The organism is Micromonospora sp. CNZ309 (assembly GCF_002846525.1).
The window spans coordinates 6,287,472-6,305,659 of record NZ_PJNG01000001.1 but is presented as its reverse complement, the minus strand read 5'-3'; the positions used below and the strand labels follow the sequence as shown (position 1 = coordinate 6,305,659).

General features: G+C 74.4%; 12 protein-coding genes. 6 read left to right on the top strand and 6 right to left on the bottom strand.

Annotation, left to right across the window (positions count from 1 at the left end):
* Positions 1-14 precede the first annotated feature (14 nt).
* From CLT72_RS27260 to mfd, 4 genes are all read right to left on the bottom strand, one after another.
* On the bottom strand, positions 15-1,634 hold the full coding sequence (locus CLT72_RS27260) for a DUF885 domain-containing protein (RefSeq protein ID WP_101414194.1): 1,620 nt from the start codon (positions 1,632-1,634) through the stop codon (positions 15-17).
* Positions 1,635-1,643: 9 nt separating this feature from the next.
* Positions 1,644-2,615: a nucleoside triphosphate pyrophosphohydrolase gene (locus CLT72_RS27255; RefSeq protein WP_101414193.1), complete on the bottom strand. Its 972-nt coding sequence runs from the start codon at positions 2,613-2,615 to the stop codon at positions 1,644-1,646.
* Positions 2,616-2,617: 2 nt separating this feature from the next.
* Positions 2,618-3,388, bottom strand: a complete 771-nt coding sequence (locus tag CLT72_RS27250) for a hypothetical protein (RefSeq protein ID WP_101415416.1) — start codon at positions 3,386-3,388, stop codon at positions 2,618-2,620.
* A 170-nt stretch (positions 3,389-3,558) separates the two neighbouring features.
* On the bottom strand, positions 3,559-7,203 hold the full coding sequence (mfd, locus tag CLT72_RS27245; RefSeq protein WP_101414192.1) for a transcription-repair coupling factor: 3,645 nt from the start codon (positions 7,201-7,203) through the stop codon (positions 3,559-3,561).
* 153 nt (positions 7,204-7,356) lie between these two features.
* Between mfd and CLT72_RS31705 the strand changes: the two genes are divergently transcribed.
* The 4 genes from CLT72_RS31705 (at position 7,357) to CLT72_RS27220 (ending at position 11,984) form a co-directional block, all read left to right on the top strand.
* Positions 7,357-8,250, top strand: coding sequence for a helix-turn-helix domain-containing protein (locus tag CLT72_RS31705; RefSeq protein ID WP_144082339.1), 894 nt, complete (start codon positions 7,357-7,359; stop codon positions 8,248-8,250).
* Between the two features lie 265 nt (positions 8,251-8,515).
* On the top strand, positions 8,516-9,406 hold the full coding sequence (locus CLT72_RS27235; protein ID WP_101414190.1) for a helix-turn-helix domain-containing protein: 891 nt from the start codon (positions 8,516-8,518) through the stop codon (positions 9,404-9,406).
* 485 nt (positions 9,407-9,891) lie between these two features.
* Positions 9,892-10,815 (top strand): cyclase family protein, encoded by a 924-nt coding sequence (locus CLT72_RS27230; RefSeq protein ID WP_101414189.1) that lies wholly within the window; start codon positions 9,892-9,894, stop codon positions 10,813-10,815.
* A gap of 257 nt (positions 10,816-11,072) precedes the next feature.
* A complete protein-coding gene (locus CLT72_RS27220) occupies positions 11,073-11,984 on the top strand; it encodes an endonuclease domain-containing protein (RefSeq protein ID WP_101414188.1) in 912 nt (303 codons plus the stop codon).
* Positions 11,985-12,238: 254 nt separating this feature from the next.
* Here CLT72_RS27220 and CLT72_RS27215 read toward each other — a convergent pair whose 3' ends face one another.
* Complete coding sequence (locus CLT72_RS27215; RefSeq protein ID WP_101414187.1) at positions 12,239-13,279, bottom strand: S66 family peptidase; 1,041 nt, start codon at positions 13,277-13,279, stop codon at positions 12,239-12,241.
* Positions 13,280-13,393: 114 nt separating this feature from the next.
* Between CLT72_RS27215 and CLT72_RS27210 the strand changes: the two genes are divergently transcribed.
* Positions 13,394-14,050 (top strand): hypothetical protein, encoded by a 657-nt coding sequence (locus CLT72_RS27210; protein WP_144082338.1) that lies wholly within the window; start codon positions 13,394-13,396, stop codon positions 14,048-14,050.
* Positions 14,051-14,391: 341 nt separating this feature from the next.
* A complete protein-coding gene (gene ppc / locus CLT72_RS27205) occupies positions 14,392-17,178 on the top strand; it encodes a phosphoenolpyruvate carboxylase (protein ID WP_101414185.1) in 2,787 nt (928 codons plus the stop codon).
* Between the two features lie 119 nt (positions 17,179-17,297).
* Here the strand turns inward: ppc and CLT72_RS32430 are convergent, their stop codons facing one another.
* Positions 17,298-18,071, bottom strand: coding sequence for a hypothetical protein (locus tag CLT72_RS32430; protein WP_199184653.1), 774 nt, complete (start codon positions 18,069-18,071; stop codon positions 17,298-17,300).
* Positions 18,072-18,188: the final 117 nt, after the last annotated feature.

The following is an 18,188-nucleotide window of genomic DNA, read 5'->3' as shown; positions in this document are numbered from 1 at the left end:
GCGGCCGCCCTCCGTCACACGCCCAGCAGGGTGCGCAGGTGGCGCGGGGGCGGGCAGTCGTGGGCGAGCATCGCGTCGTGCCACTCGCGCACCGACACTCCGGCCGGGCGGGCGGCGGCGATCCCGGCCACCTCGCTGTAGCCGACGAAGTACGTCGAGAGCTGCGTCGAGGTGAGCAGCGCGCGCCGCCACTTGCCGGCCGCCTCGCCCTCCTCCTGGAAGCCACGCCCGGTCATCAGCGCCATCGCCTCGGCCTCCGGCAGCTCCTCGCAGTGCACGAGCTGGTCCAGCAGCGCGTTGATGGTCATCCGCAGCTGCATCTTGAGCTGCTGCAACCGCACCGGCAGGCCGCCGAAGCCCAGGCCGGCCATCAGCTCCTCCGTGTAGACCGCCCAGCCCTCGATGAAGGGGCCCGACTCGGTCAGCGCGCGGACCCGGGTGGGGCCGACGTGCCGGCGGGCGTGGGCGAGCTGGAGGAAGTGCCCCGGCATCGCCTCGTGCACCGTCAGGTTGCGGATCATGTGGTCGTTGTACTCCCGGTAGAACGACTCGACCCGGTGCGCGGGCCACTCCTCGGGAGTGGGCGCGATGCAGTAGAAGGTCGGCACGTCCGCCGTCTCCAGCGGGCCGGGCGAGTCGCAGTACGCGACCGCCACGCCCCGGGCGAACCGCGGCATCTCCTGGATCACGCACGGATCGTCGACCAGGGTGACTAGGTCGTGGGCGCGTACGAAGTCGGTCGCCTCGTCCAGGCTGACCGAGGCCAGGTCCACGATCGAGGCGTCGTCGGGGTGCTCTGCGGCCAGCAGGTCCAGCGCCCGGCGTACCGTCTCGTCGTCGGCCGGGCCGCCGACCAGCTCGACGGCCGCCGCACGGATCTCCTCGCCGACCCGGTCCAGGTTTGCCCAGGCCCGGCGCTGGATCTCGGCGGCCCCCAGCTCCGTGTCGAGGGTGTGCCAGAGCCGCGCCTCCCAACGGCGCCGGCCCAGCCGCGGGTCCCGCCCGGGGCCGGCGTCGGCGGCCAGGCCCTGACGCAGCCACGCGACGAACTCCTCCAGCGCCGCGATCGCCGCCGTGGCGGCCGGCTCGACCCGGTCGTGCAGGGTGGGGGCCTGCGCGAGCAGCGCCGGCACCTCGTCGCGGATCAGCGCCGCCGTGCCGGTGAACTGCCCGACGGCCGTCTCGGCGTGGATCCGCGGCATGTCGCGCAGCGTCGCGCGCGCCGTCGCCAGCGCGTCCGGTACGGCGGCGAGCCGCCCGGCCAGGCTGCTCAGCCGGACCTCGACCGGGGCGTACGGGCGGGCGAGCAGCGCGTGCAGCAGCGGCCCGGGGTTGTGCCGCAGCGGGTCCCACTCGTGGGCGCGGATGTCGCCGGACTCGAACAGCTCCCGGTCCACGAACGAGGTGAGCAGTGCGTGGTCGACGCGCTCCTCGACGTCCAGGGCGTCCGGGTCCAGCTCGGCGAGCGCGTCCCCGGCCTCCCTGAGCATGGCCTGGTCGGCCGCGACCGCCTCGGCAGAGAGGTCCGGCAGCCGGTCGTCGTAGCGGTGGTCACCGGTGGTGGTCGCCAGCCCGGGCCGGCTCTCCAGCAACGCGTCGACGATCCGCTCCGCGAGCGGCACAAACGATTCCACCCGCCGACCCTACCGGCGTTCGGCCGTCCTGACGGCGTCGGCGTAGGCGAGGGCGGCGCGGCGCAGGGCCGCCTCCGGGTCCAGACCCGCCTCGCGGGCCGCCGCGACCGTGGCGAGCAGGCTCGCGCCGAGCCTCGCCTCCGGGTCCGCCTGGGAATCCGCGAGGGGCGGCGGTACGGCGAGGCCGACCCGGCCGGCGCGTTCCAGGATCTTGGCGGCCAGGGCGAGCGCGGGCTGGCTCAGCGCGATGCCGTCCAGCACCGAGTCACGCGCCTTCTCGGCCCGCTTGATCCGCTCCCAGCTCGCCTCGATCTCCTCCAGCGTGCCGGCCTCGGCGTCGGCGAAGACGTGCGGGTTGCGCCGGACCATCTTGTCGACCAGCCCACCGGCCACGTCGTCGACGGTCCACCGTTCCCCCTCGGGCAGCTCCTCGGCGAGCCGGGCGTGCAGCACCACCTGGAGCAGCACGTCGCCCAGCTCCTCGCGCAGCGCGTCGGTGTCGCCCGCGCTGATCGCGTCGTACGCCTCGTAGCACTCCTCCAGCAGGAAGCCGGCGAGGCTGCGGTGGGTCTGCGCCCGCTTCCACGGGTCGCCGCCCGGGGAGGCCAGCCGGTCCATCACCGCCACGGCGTCGAGCAGCCGGGCCCCGGGCGGGTCCCAGGAGCCGTACATCAGCTCCAGCTCGGCCAGGCCGGGCTCGCGCGCCAGCCGCAGGCCCAGCTCGCGGGCCAGCGACTCGTCGCCGGCCGGGCCGGCCAGCCACACCGCGACGCCGTGCGCCGCCGCCGCGTCGAGCAGCGCCTGCGTCGCCCGGCCGTCGACCACCGTGACCTCGGCGCCCGCCGCGCGCACCGCCGTCGTCAGCTCGCTCTCCGCCCCCGCCAGCACCGGATGCCGGCGTACGACGTCCCACGCGGCGGCGGTCAGCAGACCGGCCGGCAGACGGGGCGAGGTGACGAGCAGGACGATCCGGGCGGACATGCTCAGCTGTCGGTCCCGCCGGCCGCCTGCGGCCCACCGGGGGACAGCGGGTCCGGGGTGGAGACGTCGGTGACCCCGTCGGAGCCGGCCTCGCCCAGCGGCACGCTCACCGCCGGCGCGTTGCCGGAGAAGCTCAACACCGGGAACTCCAGCGGACGGTAGCGGGGGTTGACCGTCACGTCGTACGCGGCGACCGCCTCGGCCAGCGACTTACGGGTGGCCAGCGCGGTGCGCAGCTGCTCGCCGTCGAGCTGGCCGGCGGCGGCCTCGTCGGTCACGTCGGCCGGGATGGCACCGGCCTTGCGGCCCGCCGCCACCACGTCCGCCAGGTCCTGCGCGGTCGGCTCGGCCGGCGCACCGGTCGGCACCCCCGACAGGCAGGTGTAGAGCTCGGCGACCTGGCGCACGTAGCCGGTGTCGGGCGACAGGCCGAACTGCTGGGCGAGCTGCTCCGGCGCCACCTGCCCGCGCGGCTGGTAGTTCTTCTCCGCCGAGACCCGCTCGCAGACCTCGGCCAGCACCAGCACGCTGACGACCTGACCGCGGCCAGGCAGCTGCGGCGCCTGCGCCGGAGGCTGCCCCTCGGGCGCCTCGGGCTGCCCGGTCGGCGCCGGGTTCTTCGCCCGCAGGTCGGCCACGACGTCGGTGACGGCATCCTCGGTGATTCGCAGGTCGCCGACGTAGGCGGCGACACCGGGCTCGGCACGGCAACCGGAGAGGGCGACGAGGCCGAGCGCCACGCTGGCGACGGCGACAAGACGGCGAGCACGCATGACGGTCACTCTCTCATGCCGCCCGGGACCAGCGTGACGCCGCCCACCGGTCTGCCCGCCGCCCGTCCCCCGGCGTCCGCGCGTCCCCGCTCCGGCCGCCCGGGCCCCCGCGACCGACCCGCCGTCCTGCCGCACCGGCGCCCGCTCACCACCCGTCCGGCGTCCGCCGCTCACCGGGCGGGGGCTGCCGCCGTCGCCGGCTCGCCCAGCACGTCCTTCAGCAGCTGGGCGCACCACTCCAGCAGGGCCTGGTCGCGCAGCGGCTCGCCGCCCACCCGCCGCGTGCTCGGCCGGGGCACGCTGACCTGGTCGAGCGCGGACTTGTAGACCGAGTCCGGGTGGTAGCGCTTGAGCCGCAGCTGCTTCGAGTCGGGCAGCGGCAACGGGCCGAACCGGATGTGCTTGCCCTGCATGGAGACGTCGGTGAGGCCGTAGCGACGGGCCAGCAGGCGGAACCGGGCCACCGCGACCAGGTTCTGCACCGGGGCCGGGGGCTCGCCGTAGCGGTCCGTCATCTCGGCGACCACCTCGCGCAACCGGTCGGCGTCGCGGGCCTCGGCGAGCTTGCGGTACATCTCCAGGCGCAGCCGCTCCACGCCGACGTAGTCGTGCGGCAGGTGCGCGTCGACCGGCAGGTCGACCTTGACCTCGGTCTCCTCCTCCGGGCGCTCGCCCTTGAACGCGGAGACCGCCTCGCCGACCATCCGCACGTACAGGTCGAAGCCGACGCCCTCGATGTGCCCGGACTGCTCGCCGCCGAGCAGGTTGCCAGCGCCCCGGATCTCCAGGTCCTTCATCGCCACGTACATGCCGGCGCCCAGCTCGGTGTGCTGGGCGATGGTCGCCAGCCGCTCGTGGGCGTGCTCGGTGAGCGGCTTCTCCGGCGGGTAGAGGAAGTACGCGTACGCCCGCTCCCGGCCCCGGCCGACCCGGCCGCGGATCTGGTGCAGCTGGGCCAGGCCGAGCAGGTCGGCCCGCTCCACGATGAGGGTGTTGGCGTTGGGGATGTCGATGCCGGACTCCACGATCGTGGTGCAGACCAGCACGTCGAACTCCTTCTCCCAGAAGCCGACCATGACCTTCTCCAGGGCCTCCTCGCCCATCTGGCCGTGCGCCACCGCGACCCGCGCCTCGGGCACCAGCTCACGCAGCTTGCGGGCCGTCCGGTCGATCGACTCGACCCGGTTGTGCAGGTAGAAGACCTGCCCGTCGCGGAGCAGCTCGCGGTGGATGGAGGCCGCCACCTGCCGCTCGTCGTACGCCCCGACGAAGGTGAGCACCGGGTGCCGCTCCTCCGGCGGGGTGGCGATGGTGGACATCTCCCGGATGCCGGTGATCGCCATCTCCAGCGTGCGCGGGATCGGGGTGGCCGACATGCTCAACACGTCGACCGAGGCGCGCATCGTCTTCAGGTGCTCCTTGTGCTCGACGCCGAAGCGCTGCTCCTCGTCGACGATGACCAGGCCGAGCGACTTGAACCGGGTGGCCGCCTGGAGCAGCCGGTGGGTGCCGATGACGATGTCGGCGGTGCCCGCGGCGGCCATCTCCAGGGTCCGCTCGGCCTCCTTCGGAGTCTGGAAGCGGGAGAGCTGCTTGATGGTCACCGGGAACTGGCTCATCCGCTCGGCGAACGTGTTGTAGTGCTGCTGCACCAGCAGCGTGGTGGGCACCAGCACCGCCACCTGCTTGCCGTCCTGCACCGCCTTGAACGCCGCCCGTACCGCGATCTCCGTCTTGCCGTAGCCGACGTCACCGCAGATCAACCGGTCCATCGGGACGGTCTGCTCCATGTCACGCTTGACCTCCTCGATGGCGGCGAGCTGGTCCGGCGTCTCCTGCCACGGGAAGGCGTCCTCCAGCTCCCGCTGCCACGGGGTGTCGGGGCCGAAGTTGTGCCCCTTGGACGCCTTGCGGGCGGCGTAGAGCTGGATGAGCTGGGCGGCGATCTCCTTGACCGCCTTGCGGGCCCGGGCCTTGGACTTCTGCCAGTCCGAGCCGCCCATCTTGTGCAGGGCGGGCTGCTCGCCGCCCACGTAGCGGGAGAGCTGGTCGAGCTGGTCGGTGGGGACGAAGAGCCGGTCGCCGGGCTGGCCGCGCTTGCTCGGGGCGTACTCGATGACCAGGTATTCCCGGGAGGCGCCGTTCACGGTGCGCTGCACCAGCTCGACGTAGCGGCCGATGCCGTGCTGCTCGTGCACGACGTGGTCGCCGGCCTTCAGCTCCAGCGGGTCGATGGTGTTGCGCCGCCGGCTCGGCATCTTGCGCATGTCGCGGGTGGAGGTGCCCCGCCCGCCGGTGACGTCGTTGCCGGTGAGCAGCACGAACCGCGACGCCTCGTCGACGAAGCCGCTGGTCAGGCTGCCGCAGGAGACGAGCACCTCGCCGGGGGCGGGCGCGGTCGGGATCTCCTCGGTCAGCCGCGCGCCGAGGCCCGCGTCGCGGAGCACCTCGACCGCCCGCTGGGCGGGGCCGTGCCCCTCGAAGACCAGCGCGACCGACCAGCCCTCGCCGGTCCAGCGCTTGAGGTCGTCGACCACCCGGGCGGTCTCGCCGTGGTAGAGCGGGGCCGGCTGCGCGGCCAGGGTCACCGCGATCGCGTCGTCGGGGGTGACGTCGTACGCCTCCGGCCCGTCCTCCCACGGCTGCCGCGCCGGGGCGGCGTCCGCCTCCACCAGGCCGAACGGCGACAGCGTCCACCAGGGCTGGCGCAGCTTCGCCGCGACGGCGCGTACCTCCGCCAGGGTCCGGAAGGCGGCGGCGCCGACGTCGACCGGTGCCTGGCCGCCGACGGCCGCCGCGGCCCAGCTCGCCTGGAGGAACTCGTCGGAGGTACGCACCAGGTCGTGCGCCCGGGTGCGGATGCGCTCCGGGTCGCAGAGGAGCACGTGGGTGCCGGCCGGCATGGCGTCCAGCAGCAGCTCCATCGAGTCGGCGCCGATCAGCACCGGGGCGAGGGACTCCATCCCCTCGACCGGGATGCCCTCGGCCAGCTTGTCGAGGATCTCGGCCAGCTCCGGGTGCTCCTCGGCGAGGGCGGCGGCCCGCTTGCGCACCGAAGGGGTGAGCAGCAGCTCCCGGCACGGCGGCGCCCACAGCGTCGGCACCTGCTCGATGGTGCGCTGGTCGGCGACGGCGAAGGTGCGGATCTCCTCCACCTCGTCGCCCCAGAACTCGACCCGCGACGGGTGCTCGTCGGTGGGCGGGAAGATGTCGAGGATGCCGCCGCGCACGGCGAACTCGCCCCGCTTGGTGACCAGGTCGACCCGCGCGTACGCCATGTCGGTGAGGCGGCGGGCGACCTCCTCCAGGTCGGCCTCCGCCCCGGCGGCGAGCTGCACCGGCTCCAGGTCGCCGAGCCCCTTGAGCTGCGGTTGCAGCAACGACCGGACGGGCGCCACGACCACCCGCAGCGGGCCGGTGCGGCCGTGCGCGTCGGCCGCCCCGGGGTGCGCCAGCCGGCGCAGCACGGCCAGCCGCCGGCCGACCGTGTCGGAGCGGGGCGACAGGCGCTCGTGCGGCAGCGTCTCCCAGGACGGGAAGACCGTCACCTGCCCGGATGGGAGGAGGCTGCCCAGCGCGGCGGCCAGGTCGTCGGCCTCCCGGGTGGTGGCGGTCACGGCGAGCACCGGACGGCCCGCGCCGCCGGCCGCCCCGTCGGCCTCGTCGGCCGCGACCGCGGCGACCGCGAAGGGACGCAGCGCGGCCGGCGCCGTGATGTCGAGGCCGTCGACCTGCGCGGCACCGGAGCGCGCCAGGTCACGTGCCCGGGCCAGCCCCGGATCGGCCAGGGCGGCGGAGAACAGACCGGTGAGCATGGGATCACTTCCAGCGGGAGGACACGACGATCACCCCTCGCCCGGCCGGGCGGGGGGTCCACCGGTCGACACTATCTCTCCGGTCGGACGAACCACCCCCGCGTAGGTTGGATCCTCGACAATCCGCGCAGGGCCACCCGAGGGGGAGGACGGATGCCTGAGGGAGTCGGCAGCGACCCGCGCCGGAAGACCACGCCCGGCCGGTGGCGGGTGCTGGGGCACCCGGAGGGGATCCTGATCTACGAGGTGCGCTGCATCGTCGAGAGCCACGGCTGGACCGAACCCGCCGTCGAGAGGTTCTACAACCTCATCCTCGGACGCTCGGGGGCGTACCGGCGGCGGCTCAACGGTCGTACGGCGTTCTCGGACGCCACCTCGGTGCTGCTCACCCGGCCGGGCGACGTGATGTCCGTGTCCCACCCGCTGGGCTGCGGCGACTCGTACACCTGCGTGCAGGTCGACCCGACGGTGCTGGCCGACCGCCCGGACGGGGCGCGCTGGCTGGACACCGCCGGCTGGGAGGGCACCTCCGACGCGGCGCTCGACCTGGCACACCGGATGCTCATCGCGGAGTTCCGGCGTGGAATCGACCGGTTCGAGATGTCGGAGCGGCTGCACCGCTTCCTCGACGGGGTGCTCAACCTCACCGATGCCCGGGCCGAGCCACCGGGGGCCGACCTGGCACGCGCCATCGGCCGGCGGCCCGCCACCCAGGTCGCCCACCGCCGCCTGGCCGACCGGGCCCGCGAGGTGCTCGCCGCCGGCGCCTTCTCGCTCGGCCTCGACGAGGTGGCGCGGGAGGTGGGCGCCTCCCCGCACCACCTGAGCCGGGTGTTCCAGCAGGTCACCGGCAGCAGCCTCACCGCGTACCGCAACCGGCTGCGGGTCCGCGCGGTGCTCGACACCCTCGCGGAGGCGGACGGACGGCCGCTGCGCGCCGTGGCGGCGGAGCACGGCTTCGCCGACCAGGCCCACCTCACCCGCGTGGTCCGGGACCACGTCGGCCACCCGCCGGCCCGCCTGCGCCGCCTGCTCACCCACGACTGACCGACCCGCCCGCCGCCCTCCGCGCCTCTCCCCGCCCGCGCCGGGGCATCGGGTCGCGGGACCGCTGCCCGGCCAGCCCCGATCGGCCAGAGCGGCGGAGAACAGACCGGTGAGCGTGGGATCACTTCCAGCGCGAGGACACGATGATCACCCCTCGTCCAGCTGGACCGGGGGCCACCGCTCGACGCTGTTTCTCCGGACGTGCGAGCCACCCCCGCGTACGCTTCGTCGATGGTTCGCGACGGTCAGCCGAGGGGGAGGACGGATGACTGAGGGAGTCGGCAGCGACCCACGCCGAACGACCACGCCCTGCCGCTGGCGGGTGCTGGGTCACCCGGCGGGGATCTCGCTCTCCGAGGTGCGCTGCGGCGTCGAAAAGCGCGGCTGGACGGCACCGACGGTCCTGCTGCGTCACGAGGTCAACCTTGGCTGGTCGGGCGCCTACCGGCGGCGCATCAACGGTCGTACGGCCTTCTCGGACGCCACCTCGCTGCTGCTCACCCGGCCCGGCGACGAGATGCAGGTGTCCCACCCGCTGGGCTGCGACACGTTCACCCGCCTGGAGATCGAGCCGGCGGTCCTCGCCGAACACCGGGGCGGGGCGCGCTGGTTGGCGACCGCCGGCTGGGACGGCACCTCGGACACGGCGCTCGACCTGGCACACCGGATGCTCGTCACGGAGTTCCGGCGAGGGCTGGACCCGTTCGAGATGGCGGAGCGACTGCACGGCTTCCTCGGCAGGGTGCTCGACTTCGTCAACGGCCGGGCCGAGCCACCGGGGGCGGACCTGGGGCGCGTCGTCAACCGGCGCCCAGCCACCGCGGCCGCCCACCGTCGCCTCGCCGACCGGGCCCGGGAGGTGCTCATGCTCCGCGACTTCTCTCTCACGCTCGACCAGGTGGCGCGGGAAGTGGGCGCCTCACCACACCACCTGAGCCGGGTGTTCCAGCGGGTCACCGGCAGCAGCCTCACCGCGTACCGCAACCGGCTACGGGTCCGCGCGGTGCTCGACACCCTCGCGGAGGCGGACGACCGACCGCTACGCGCCGTGGCGGCGGAGCACGGCTTCGCCGACCAGGCCCACCTCACCCGTGTGCTCCGGGACCACGTCGGCCACCCCCCGGCCCGCCTGCGCCGCCTGCTCACCCACGACTGACCGACCCGCCCGCCGCCCTCCGCGCCTCTCCCCGCCCGCCGCCCGTCGCGCCGGGTCCCGGCTGCTGGCGTCGGAGCCACAGGGCGGCGGGATCGCGGGCCGGTCGGGGCCGAGGCCGAGTGGGCGACGAACCGAGCATCGATGTTCAAGACCCGCGACCGCCCGACGGACGACCATGGAATCCGTCAGCCGGGATCGCGCCGCCGCAGCGGCGGTCGGGGTGCGCGGACCTTTTCGGGGAGGCCCGCAGCTCCACCCCGGCTGCGACCTCGGCGGCGGCGACCTGCCGTCGCCGCCCGCCGGCGGTGTCGTACACCCCCCTGTACGGCACTCCGGCGGGCGCGCGGTGCTGTGGCTCGCCGGTTGAGCACTAAACGTGCCGGCGGCCGGGCCCGGGGCGGCGACGCCCCTGCCCGAGCTGGCCGGCCGGCCAGCCAGCCAGGAAGGATCTTGACGAGGGCGACCGGCCGTGATCGGCTGCGCTGATGGACAACCAGTGGCGGGCGCAGTTCGACGCGGAGGTCACCTTCGCCAACGGCGGCGGGCTGCGGACGGACGGGTTCCGACTGGACGTCCCCGGCCCCGACATCACCGACGACGAACTGGCGGCGCTGTTCGTCCGGCACCTCGGGCTGCTCATGGTGGCCGAGGTACGGATCACCGGCCGGACAATGATCGAGGAACCGCACAAGGGCGGCCGGGGCGTAGCTGCCCGGCCCGGCCCGGAGGGCGGCTCCCGGCGACTGGTCGAGCTGAGCCACGTGGTCACCGACGGCATGACCACCCTGCCGGGCTGGCCGGCGCCCCGGATCACCGAGTGGCTGACCCGGGAGGCGTCCCGGGCCAACTACGCCCCCGGCACCGAGTTCCAGGTGGGGCGCATCGACATGATCGCCAACACCGGCACGTACGTCGACACACCCGCCCACCGCTTCGCCGACGGCGCCGACCTCGCCGGCACCGGGCTGGAGCGCCTCGCCGACCTGCCCGGCGTCGTGGTCCGGGTGCCGGCGGGCACCCGTGCGGTGGACCGGCTGCTGCTGGCGCCGTACGAGGTCGCCGGGCACGCGGTGCTGCTGCACACCGGTTGGTCGGCGCACTTCGGCACCGACCGGTACGGCGCGCCGGAGGCGCCGTACCTCACGGGGGACGGCGCCCGGGCCCTGGTCGACGCGGGTGCCGCCCTGGTCGGCATCGACTCGGTCAACATCGACGACATGAGCCCGGCGGCAGCCGGCGAGCGCCCCGCGCACAGCGCCCTGCTGGCCGCCGGCGTACCGGTCGTGGAGCACCTGACCAACCTCGACGCGCTGCCCCCGACCGGCTTCCGGTTCACGGCCGCCCCGCCGATGGTGGCCGGCATGGGCACCTTCCCGGTACGGGCGTTCGCCGTCCTCGACCCCACCTGATCGACCAGCAGCCTGCCACCGGCACCACGGCCGGCTCCTGTCGCGACTCCGGTAACGACCACCAGGTCCGGAACGAATACAACCGCTGCGTGCCCGAACCCGAAGCGTCGCGCACACGCGGCACCCGCGGCCGGGACTCCGGCAGCCCTCGGCCGACCGGGTCCCGGTGGCGACGCAACGGCGGCGGGGCCACGCCAACACCCCGGGATCGACCTTCGGGTCAGCGCGCGAGCGGACGGTGACGGCAGGCTGCCGGAATGTCACGGGCACCGCGCGTCCCCAGAGCATTGGCGTTCCTCCCGTTCTCCGGCAGTCGGGCCGTCGCCGCCGGCCTGGTCACCTGGCGGATGCTTCGTGGGCCGTCCTGGCGCCGGCTGCTGCCCGACATCTACGTCCACGTCGACGGTTACCGTGAGGACGACCACCGGATGTGGTGCGACGCCGTTGCCCTCACCCTGCCGGCGGGTGCCGCCATCAGCGGTCTCAGCGCGGCATTCCTGTGGGGCGTGGAGCTTCTCCCACGCGCGAGCCCGGTCTTCGTCACGCTCCCGGCGACGGCGCGGCGACGCTCCTCTCGACGTGTGTCGGTCGACCAACGGTCGCTCGCCGCCCGGGAGATCACCCGCTTCGCCGGCTTGCCGGTCACCACCGGCGTCCGCACGGCCTTCGACCTCGGGCGGCAGTTGCCCCGGACGGACGCGCTCGTCGCGGTGGACGCGCTGCTTCATCGGCGGGTGGTCAAGCTCGCGGCGCTGGGCAGTTGCCTGGACACGCACAGCGGCTGGCCCGGCCTAGCCCAACTGCGGGAGGTGCTCGCGCTGGCCGAGCCGTTGAGCGAGTCTCCCATGGAGACCCGGCTCCGGCTCGTCCTGCACGACGCCGGCCTGCCAACCCCGACCGCGCAGTACGACGTGTACGGCACCCACCCGCACCGAGGACGCGTCTTCCTCGGCCGCGTCGATCTCGCCTACCCCCGGTGGCGAATCGCCATCGAGTACGAGGGTGACCACCACCGGGAACGCACCCACTTCCAGCGGGACGTCGCTCGGCTCAACGCACTCCGTGCGGCGGGCTGGTTGGTGCTGCGCTTCACGGCGGACGACGCACTGCGGCACCCCGCCCGGATTGTCCGGCTGGTCGCTGACGCAATCCACGAACGCCGCACTTGACCACGGCCCAGCCGACGGTGATCAGGACCCCATGGACCTTGAAACGGCCGGATAACGTCCATCGCGTCCTGATCACCGGGGCGCTCGCACGTGAGCGGCGGCGGGGCGGGGCCGGGCGCTCGCACGCGAGCGGCGGCGGGGCGGGGCCGGGCGCTCGCACGCGAGCGGCGGCGGGGCGGGGCCGGGCGCTCGCACGCGAGCGGCGGCGGGGCGGGGCCGGGCGCTCGCACGCGAAGGCGGGGCGGGAGGTCGGGTCAGTAGCGGACCGAGATGCGGCGCTCGACGGCGTCTACGCGGATCTCGCCGCCGTACGGGACGATCAGCTGCGGGTCGGTGTGGCCGAGGTCGACTTCGAAGACCACCACGGCGTCCGGCGCGTACGTGGCGAGCGCCCGGCTGACCGCCTCCCGCTGCGCGTCGGCCCAGGCACGCCGCTCGTCGGGGCTGTGCGGTCGTTCGAAGTCCCACGCCTTCGCCCGGCCGACGAGGACCGCCGGGAAGCCGGCGAGCAGCCCGCGCTCCCCCATGTTGCGCAGGATCCGGAACACCTCGGTGGCCGAGGGCAGTTCCTCGGAGGTCTCGACCATCAGCACCGACCCGGCCAGTTCCCCGGCGGCGGGTACCCGGTCGGCGGCCAGGAGCCAGTGCAGGATCTCCAGGTTGCCACCCCAGGTGCGCCCCTGGACCACCGTCGCCGGCCCCTGCCAGCGCCAGCCCTCGCCCGGCAGCATCTCCGGCTCGTCGGCCAGCGCCGCCAGGTCGTGCCAGTCGTTGGGCCGGTCGCCCCACTGCGGCGCGGGGGTGAGGTCGTACCAGCCGGAGGTGAACAGGGCCGCGCGCAGCGAGTCGAAGGTCAGCGGGTGCGGGCTGCCCGGCCGCCCGAGGTGCACGAGCACCGACCCTCCGTGGTACGACACGACGCCCAGCCGGTACAGGTGGTTGAGGACGTTGGTGTTGTCGGAGTAGCCGAAGTACGGCTTCGGGTTGGCCCGCAGCACGGCGTCGTCCAGGTGCGGGGTGACCGTGATCAGGTCGTCCCCGCCCACCGTCGCGAGCACGGCGGTGATCGTCGGGTCGGCGAAGGCGGCGGTCAGGTCGCGGGCCCGGTCACGGGGGTCGGCGCCGAGCACCCGGGTCGTCGGGTACTCCACCGGTTCCAGGCCGAACTCCTCGCGCAACCGGCGCAGCCCCAGCTCGTACACGTGGGGGAAGAGGGCCGGCAGGCCGGCGGAGGGCGAGACGACCGCGACCCGGTCTCCTGGGCGGGGCTTGGGGGGATAGTTCGGCGACGTCATGATCGGACGCTACCGACCGGCTCCACCGGTTTTCCGTTCGTCCGACCCGCCGGGGCGCTGGCAGACGGCCTCTAGGCTGGCCCCGCCGAAGTTGATCGAGCATTCGGAGGCCGCGTGAGCACCCCCGCCGGACATCCACCGCAGCCCTTCCACCACGGGCCGCCGCCCGGCGGCCCGTGGGGAGACCCCGTGCCGCCGCCGGTGACCAGGCGAATCCCGGAGGACCAGCCCTTCGTGGTACGCCCCAACGTCGCGAAGCGCGGCCTGCTGATGATGGGGGTGGCGCTGGTCCTCATCCTCCCGATCGCCTGCTGCGCCGGCCTCGGCGTGGTGAACTCGGCCGACCCGCAGTCGCGCTCCCAGTCCGTCGTCGGCCTCCTCGCCGTGGTGGGGTGCCTGCTGGCCCTGATCGCCCTGCCGCTGGGGATCCAGCTCTGGCTGATCGGCTCCGGCGGCCCGGTGCTGGCACTCGGCCCGGCCGGGCTCTGGATCCGCACCCGACCGACCCGGGGCCAGGCGATCTGGCTGCCCTGGGAGGGCGTCGCGCAGATCTCCCGCCGACGGTGGAGCCTGGAGAAGATGCTGGTGGTCACGCCGCGCGACGCACGGGCGCTGCGGCACCTCGGGGCGTTCACGGCGCTGGACGGCGCGGCGCTGAACGCCTTCTACGGCTCCGGTCTGGTCGCCACGCTCAACTTCGCGGACCGGCCCGAGGCGGAGATCATGGCGGCGGTCGCCCACTACAGCGCGGGCCGCTGCCAGCTCACCTGATCGACGGCCTCCCCGGCCGGGCCACCGACCTGCCCGGGTCCGTCGGCTACTTCGACCGCCGGTCGACCTCCTGGCCGGTCGCCGGGCTCACCATCTGGACCTCGCCGGAGGTGGCGGGTGTGCTCAGCGCCACCCCGTTCCAGGCCCGCCGCCGCGCCGGCCGACGCGCCGCACCCGCCCCCACCAGCGAAGACGCGCCCGGCGCCGGCTGAGACGCGAGGAAGGGCCACGTGCCGTACCCCGGGCGATTGCCCGGGTCCCCCTCCTTCCCGGCGGGGGACGCGGATACGATCCAGGGAGTCGGACAGCGCTGTCCTTCGTACTCGCGTAAGGAGCGCATCGTGACCGACCAGCACGACCACGACGGCCCCGACGCCGCCCTGCGGGCCGACATCCGCCGCCTCGGCACCCTGCTCGGGCAGACCCTCGCCCGCCAGGAGGGCCGGCCACTGCTCGACCTCGTCGAGGAGATCCGCGCCCAGGTGCGCTCCGACGCCCCCGCCGCCGCGCAGCGCCTCGCCGGCCTGGACGTCACCACCGGCACCAAGCTGGCCCGCGCCTTCTCCACCTACTTCCACCTGGCCAACATCACCGAGCAGGTGCACCGGGCCCGGGAGCTGCGGCGCCGCCGGGCGGTGCAGGGCGGGTGGCTGGACCAGGCGGCCAAGATGATCGCCGAGCGCGGCGTGCCCGCCGAGGAGATCGCCGCGGCAGCGCGGCGGCTGGCGGTACGGCCCGTCTTCACCGCCCACCCGACCGAGGCGGCGCGCCGGTCCATCCTGTCCAAGCTGCGCGCCATCGCCGACGAGCTGGACACCGAGACCGCCAACGCGATCCTCTACGGCGCCAGCGACGAGGGCCCGGCCAACCGCCGCCTCGCCGAGCTGCTCGACCTGATGTGGCAGACCGACGAGCTGCGGCTCGACCGGCCGGACCCGACCGACGAGGCCCGCAACGCCATCTACTACCTGCGCGACCTGTACGCCGAGGCCGCCCCGCAGGTCCTCGACGACCTCGCCGACACGCTGCGTACCCTCGGCGTGGAGACCTCCCCCACGGCCCGGCCGCTGTCCTTCGGCACCTGGATCGGCGGCGACCGCGACGGCAACCCGTTCGTCACCCCGGCGGTGACCCGCGAGGTGCTGACGATCCAGCACGAGCACGGCATCGCGGCCACCGAGAAGGCGATGGACCACCTGATCGACGAGGTGTCGGTGTCCCGGCGGCTGCGCGGGGTGTCGCTCGACCTCTCCGCGAGCCTCGCCGCCGACCTGGACGCGTTGCCCGAGGTGGCGGCCCGGTTCCGCCGGGTCAACGCCGAGGAGCCCTACCGGCTCAAGGCCCGCTGCGTGAAGGCGAAGCTGGCCAACACCCGGCAGCGGCTGCGCCACGGCACCGCGCACGTGCCCGGGCGGGACTACCGCGGCTCCGCCGAGCTGGTGGCCGACCTGGAGCTGCTGCGCGCCTCGCTGGCCCGCAACGCCGGGCAGCTCACCGCCGTGGGCCGGCTCGCCTCCACCATCCGTACGGTCTCCGCGTTCGGGCTGCACCTGGCGACCATGGACGTCCGGGAGCACGCCGAGGCGCACCACGCGGTGCTCGCCCAGCTCTACGCGGCCGTCGGCGAGGTCTCCGACTACCCGTCGCTGAGCCGGCAGGAACGCACGAAGCTGCTCGCCGACGAGCTGACCGGTCGCCGGCCGCTCTCCACCGTGGACACTCCGCTGACCGAGGCGACCCGCAAGACGTTCGACGTGTTCGGCACCATCCGCGAGGCGCAGGACCGGTTCGGCGGCGAGGTCATCGAGTCGTACATCGTCTCGATGACGCTCGGCGTGGACGACGTGCTCGCCGCCGTGGTGCTGGCGCGCGAGGCGGGCCTGGTCGACGTGCACAGCGGCCGGTCCCGCATCGGGTTCGTACCGCTGCTGGAGACCCCCGCCGAGCTGAACGCGGGCGGCGAGCTGCTCGACGAGCTGCTCTCCCTGCCGGCGTACCGGGCGCTGGTCGCGGCGCGCGGCGACGTGCAGGAGGTGATGCTGGGCTACTCCGACTCCAACAAGGAGGCCGGCATCACCACCAGCCAGTGGTCCATCCACCGGGCCCAGCGCGCGCTGCGCGACGTGGCCGCCCGGCACGGGGTGCACCTGCGGCTCTTCCACGGCCGCGGCGGCACGGTGGGTCGCGGCGGCGGGCCGACGCACGAGGCGATCCTGGCCCAGCCGTACGGCACCCTGGACGGCGCGATCAAGGTCACCGAGCAGGGCGAGGTCATCTCCGACAAGTACTCCCTGCCGTCGCTGGCGCGGGAGAACCTGGAGCTGACCCTGGCCGCGGTGCTCCAGGCCACCCTGCTGCACACCGCGCCCCGGCAGCCCGCCGAGATGCTGGAACGCTGGGACGCCACCATGGAGCTGGTCTCCGACTCGGCCTTCCGGTCGTACCGGTCGCTGGTCGAGGACCCGGACCTGCCCGCGTACTTCTGGGCGTCGACGCCCACCGAGCTGCTCGGCGCGCTGAACATCGGCTCCCGCCCGGCGAAGCGGCCCAACACGGGCGCCGGGCTCGCCGGGCTGCGCGCCATCCCGTGGGTGTTCGGCTGGACCCAGACCCGGCAGATCGTGCCCGGCTGGTTCGGGGTCGGCTCGGGCCTGGCCGCGGCCCGGGAGGCCGGCCTGGAGGACGTGCTGGCCGAGATGCACCGCAACTGGCACTTCTTCCGCACGTTCCTGTCGAACGTCGAGATGATGCTCACCAAGACCGACCTGAGCATCGCCCGCCGCTACGTCGAGACGCTGGTGCCGAAGAAGCTGCACCCGATCTTCCACAAGATCGAGCAGGAGTACGAGCTGACCAAGCAGGAGGTGCTGGCCGTGACCTCCTCGCCGGCCCTGCTGGAGAACTCCCCCGTGCTCCAGCGCACCCTGGCCGTCCGCGACACCTACCTGGAGCCGCTGCACCACCTCCAGGTGGCCCTGCTGCGCCAGTACCGGGAGTCCGGGGCGGCGGGCCGGGCGGTGGCCACCGCGCCGGGTGGCCGGCGGGCGCCGAGCGACGGTACGGCGCTGGAGCGCGCGCTGCTGACCACCGTGAACGGCATCGCCGCCGGCATGCGCAACACGGGCTGAGCGGCGGCGGGGACACCTTCCCGCGCCTTGCGCGCCGGAGGGTGTCCCGGCCGACCCGCCACCGACGAGCCTGCCCGACACCGTCACCGCCGGCCCTACCGGTCACACCATCGCTGGTGCTACCAGTCGCCGCCGCCGAAGTCGCCACCCCCGAAGTCGCCGCCGCCGAAGCCTCCACCGAAGTCACCGCCACCGCCGAAGTCGCCGCCGACCTCGCCGCCCTGCTCACCGAAGCCGGTGGCGTCGCCGAAGCCCTCCTGGTAGCCGGCCTCGTAGCCGTACCCGGGATCGGCGAAGCCGGGCGAGAAGAGCGCGTCGGCGATCAGGACACCGCCGAGGACACCCGCGCCGGCACCGAGCGCGGTCTTCCACCACGGGGTGGAGTACCAGCCCGCCGGCACCGGCCGGCCCTGGTAGCGCCCGCCGGGGTAGTAGTAGGGCGTGTCGCGGCCGGGCTGCGGCCCGGCCTTGAAGGTCTGCCCCTGCACGTCGACCTGACGCTCCCGGGTGAGCCGCCCGGCACCCTGTGCGGCGGCCAGCGGCGGCAGCTCGGGACCGGGGTCGATGCCGAGCGCCACCCGGGCCGCCCGCGCGTACGTCAGCCCCTCCAGCGCGGTCTCCCGGGCGAGGCGGAACTGCTCGACGCTGCGGGCCTGCTCGAGCTGGCTGCCGGCCGCGTTGTAGCGCTCCCCGGCGTCGACCAGCGCCTGGCGTACGGCCGGGTGGTCGCCGTGCAGGTTCATCACCTGGCCGCCGAGCCGCTCGTACCACCGCTGGGCGTCGGCCCGTACGTCGGCGAGGCGCCGCGCCTCCCGCGCGGCGCTCTCCCGGCGCCACCACAGGAACGCGCCCACCAGCAGCACCACGAGGATGAGCAGGGGCAGATATCTCATGGCAGCGACGTTACCCAGGCCAGGCCAGTGCCACGCCTGCGATCGGCACCGCGCGGCGGGCCGGTGGGCGGGGGCCAGGCCCTGACCGGCGCGCGGCACGCCCCTGCCGGGGAACGG

Excerpts from the sequence above, each read along its gene's own strand:
- CLT72_RS27230 (WP_101414189.1), top strand. The coding sequence starts at position 9,892 with ATGGACAACCAGTGGCGGGCGCAGTTCGACGCGGAGGTCACCTTCGCC.
- CLT72_RS32430 (WP_199184653.1), bottom strand. The coding sequence starts at position 18,071 with ATGAGATATCTGCCCCTGCTCATCCTCGTGGTGCTGCTGGTGGGCGCG.
- mfd (WP_101414192.1), bottom strand. The coding sequence starts at position 7,203 with ATGCTCACCGGTCTGTTCTCCGCCGCCCTGGCCGATCCGGGGCTGGCC.
- CLT72_RS27220 (WP_101414188.1), top strand. The coding sequence starts at position 11,073 with ATGTCACGGGCACCGCGCGTCCCCAGAGCATTGGCGTTCCTCCCGTTC.
- CLT72_RS27255 (WP_101414193.1), bottom strand. The coding sequence starts at position 2,615 with ATGTCCGCCCGGATCGTCCTGCTCGTCACCTCGCCCCGTCTGCCGGCC.
- CLT72_RS27250 (WP_101415416.1), bottom strand. The coding sequence starts at position 3,388 with ATGCGTGCTCGCCGTCTTGTCGCCGTCGCCAGCGTGGCGCTCGGCCTC.
- CLT72_RS31705 (WP_144082339.1), top strand. The coding sequence starts at position 7,357 with ATGCCTGAGGGAGTCGGCAGCGACCCGCGCCGGAAGACCACGCCCGGC.
- CLT72_RS27215 (WP_101414187.1), bottom strand. The coding sequence starts at position 13,279 with ATGACGTCGCCGAACTATCCCCCCAAGCCCCGCCCAGGAGACCGGGTC.
- CLT72_RS27235 (WP_101414190.1), top strand. The coding sequence starts at position 8,516 with ATGACTGAGGGAGTCGGCAGCGACCCACGCCGAACGACCACGCCCTGC.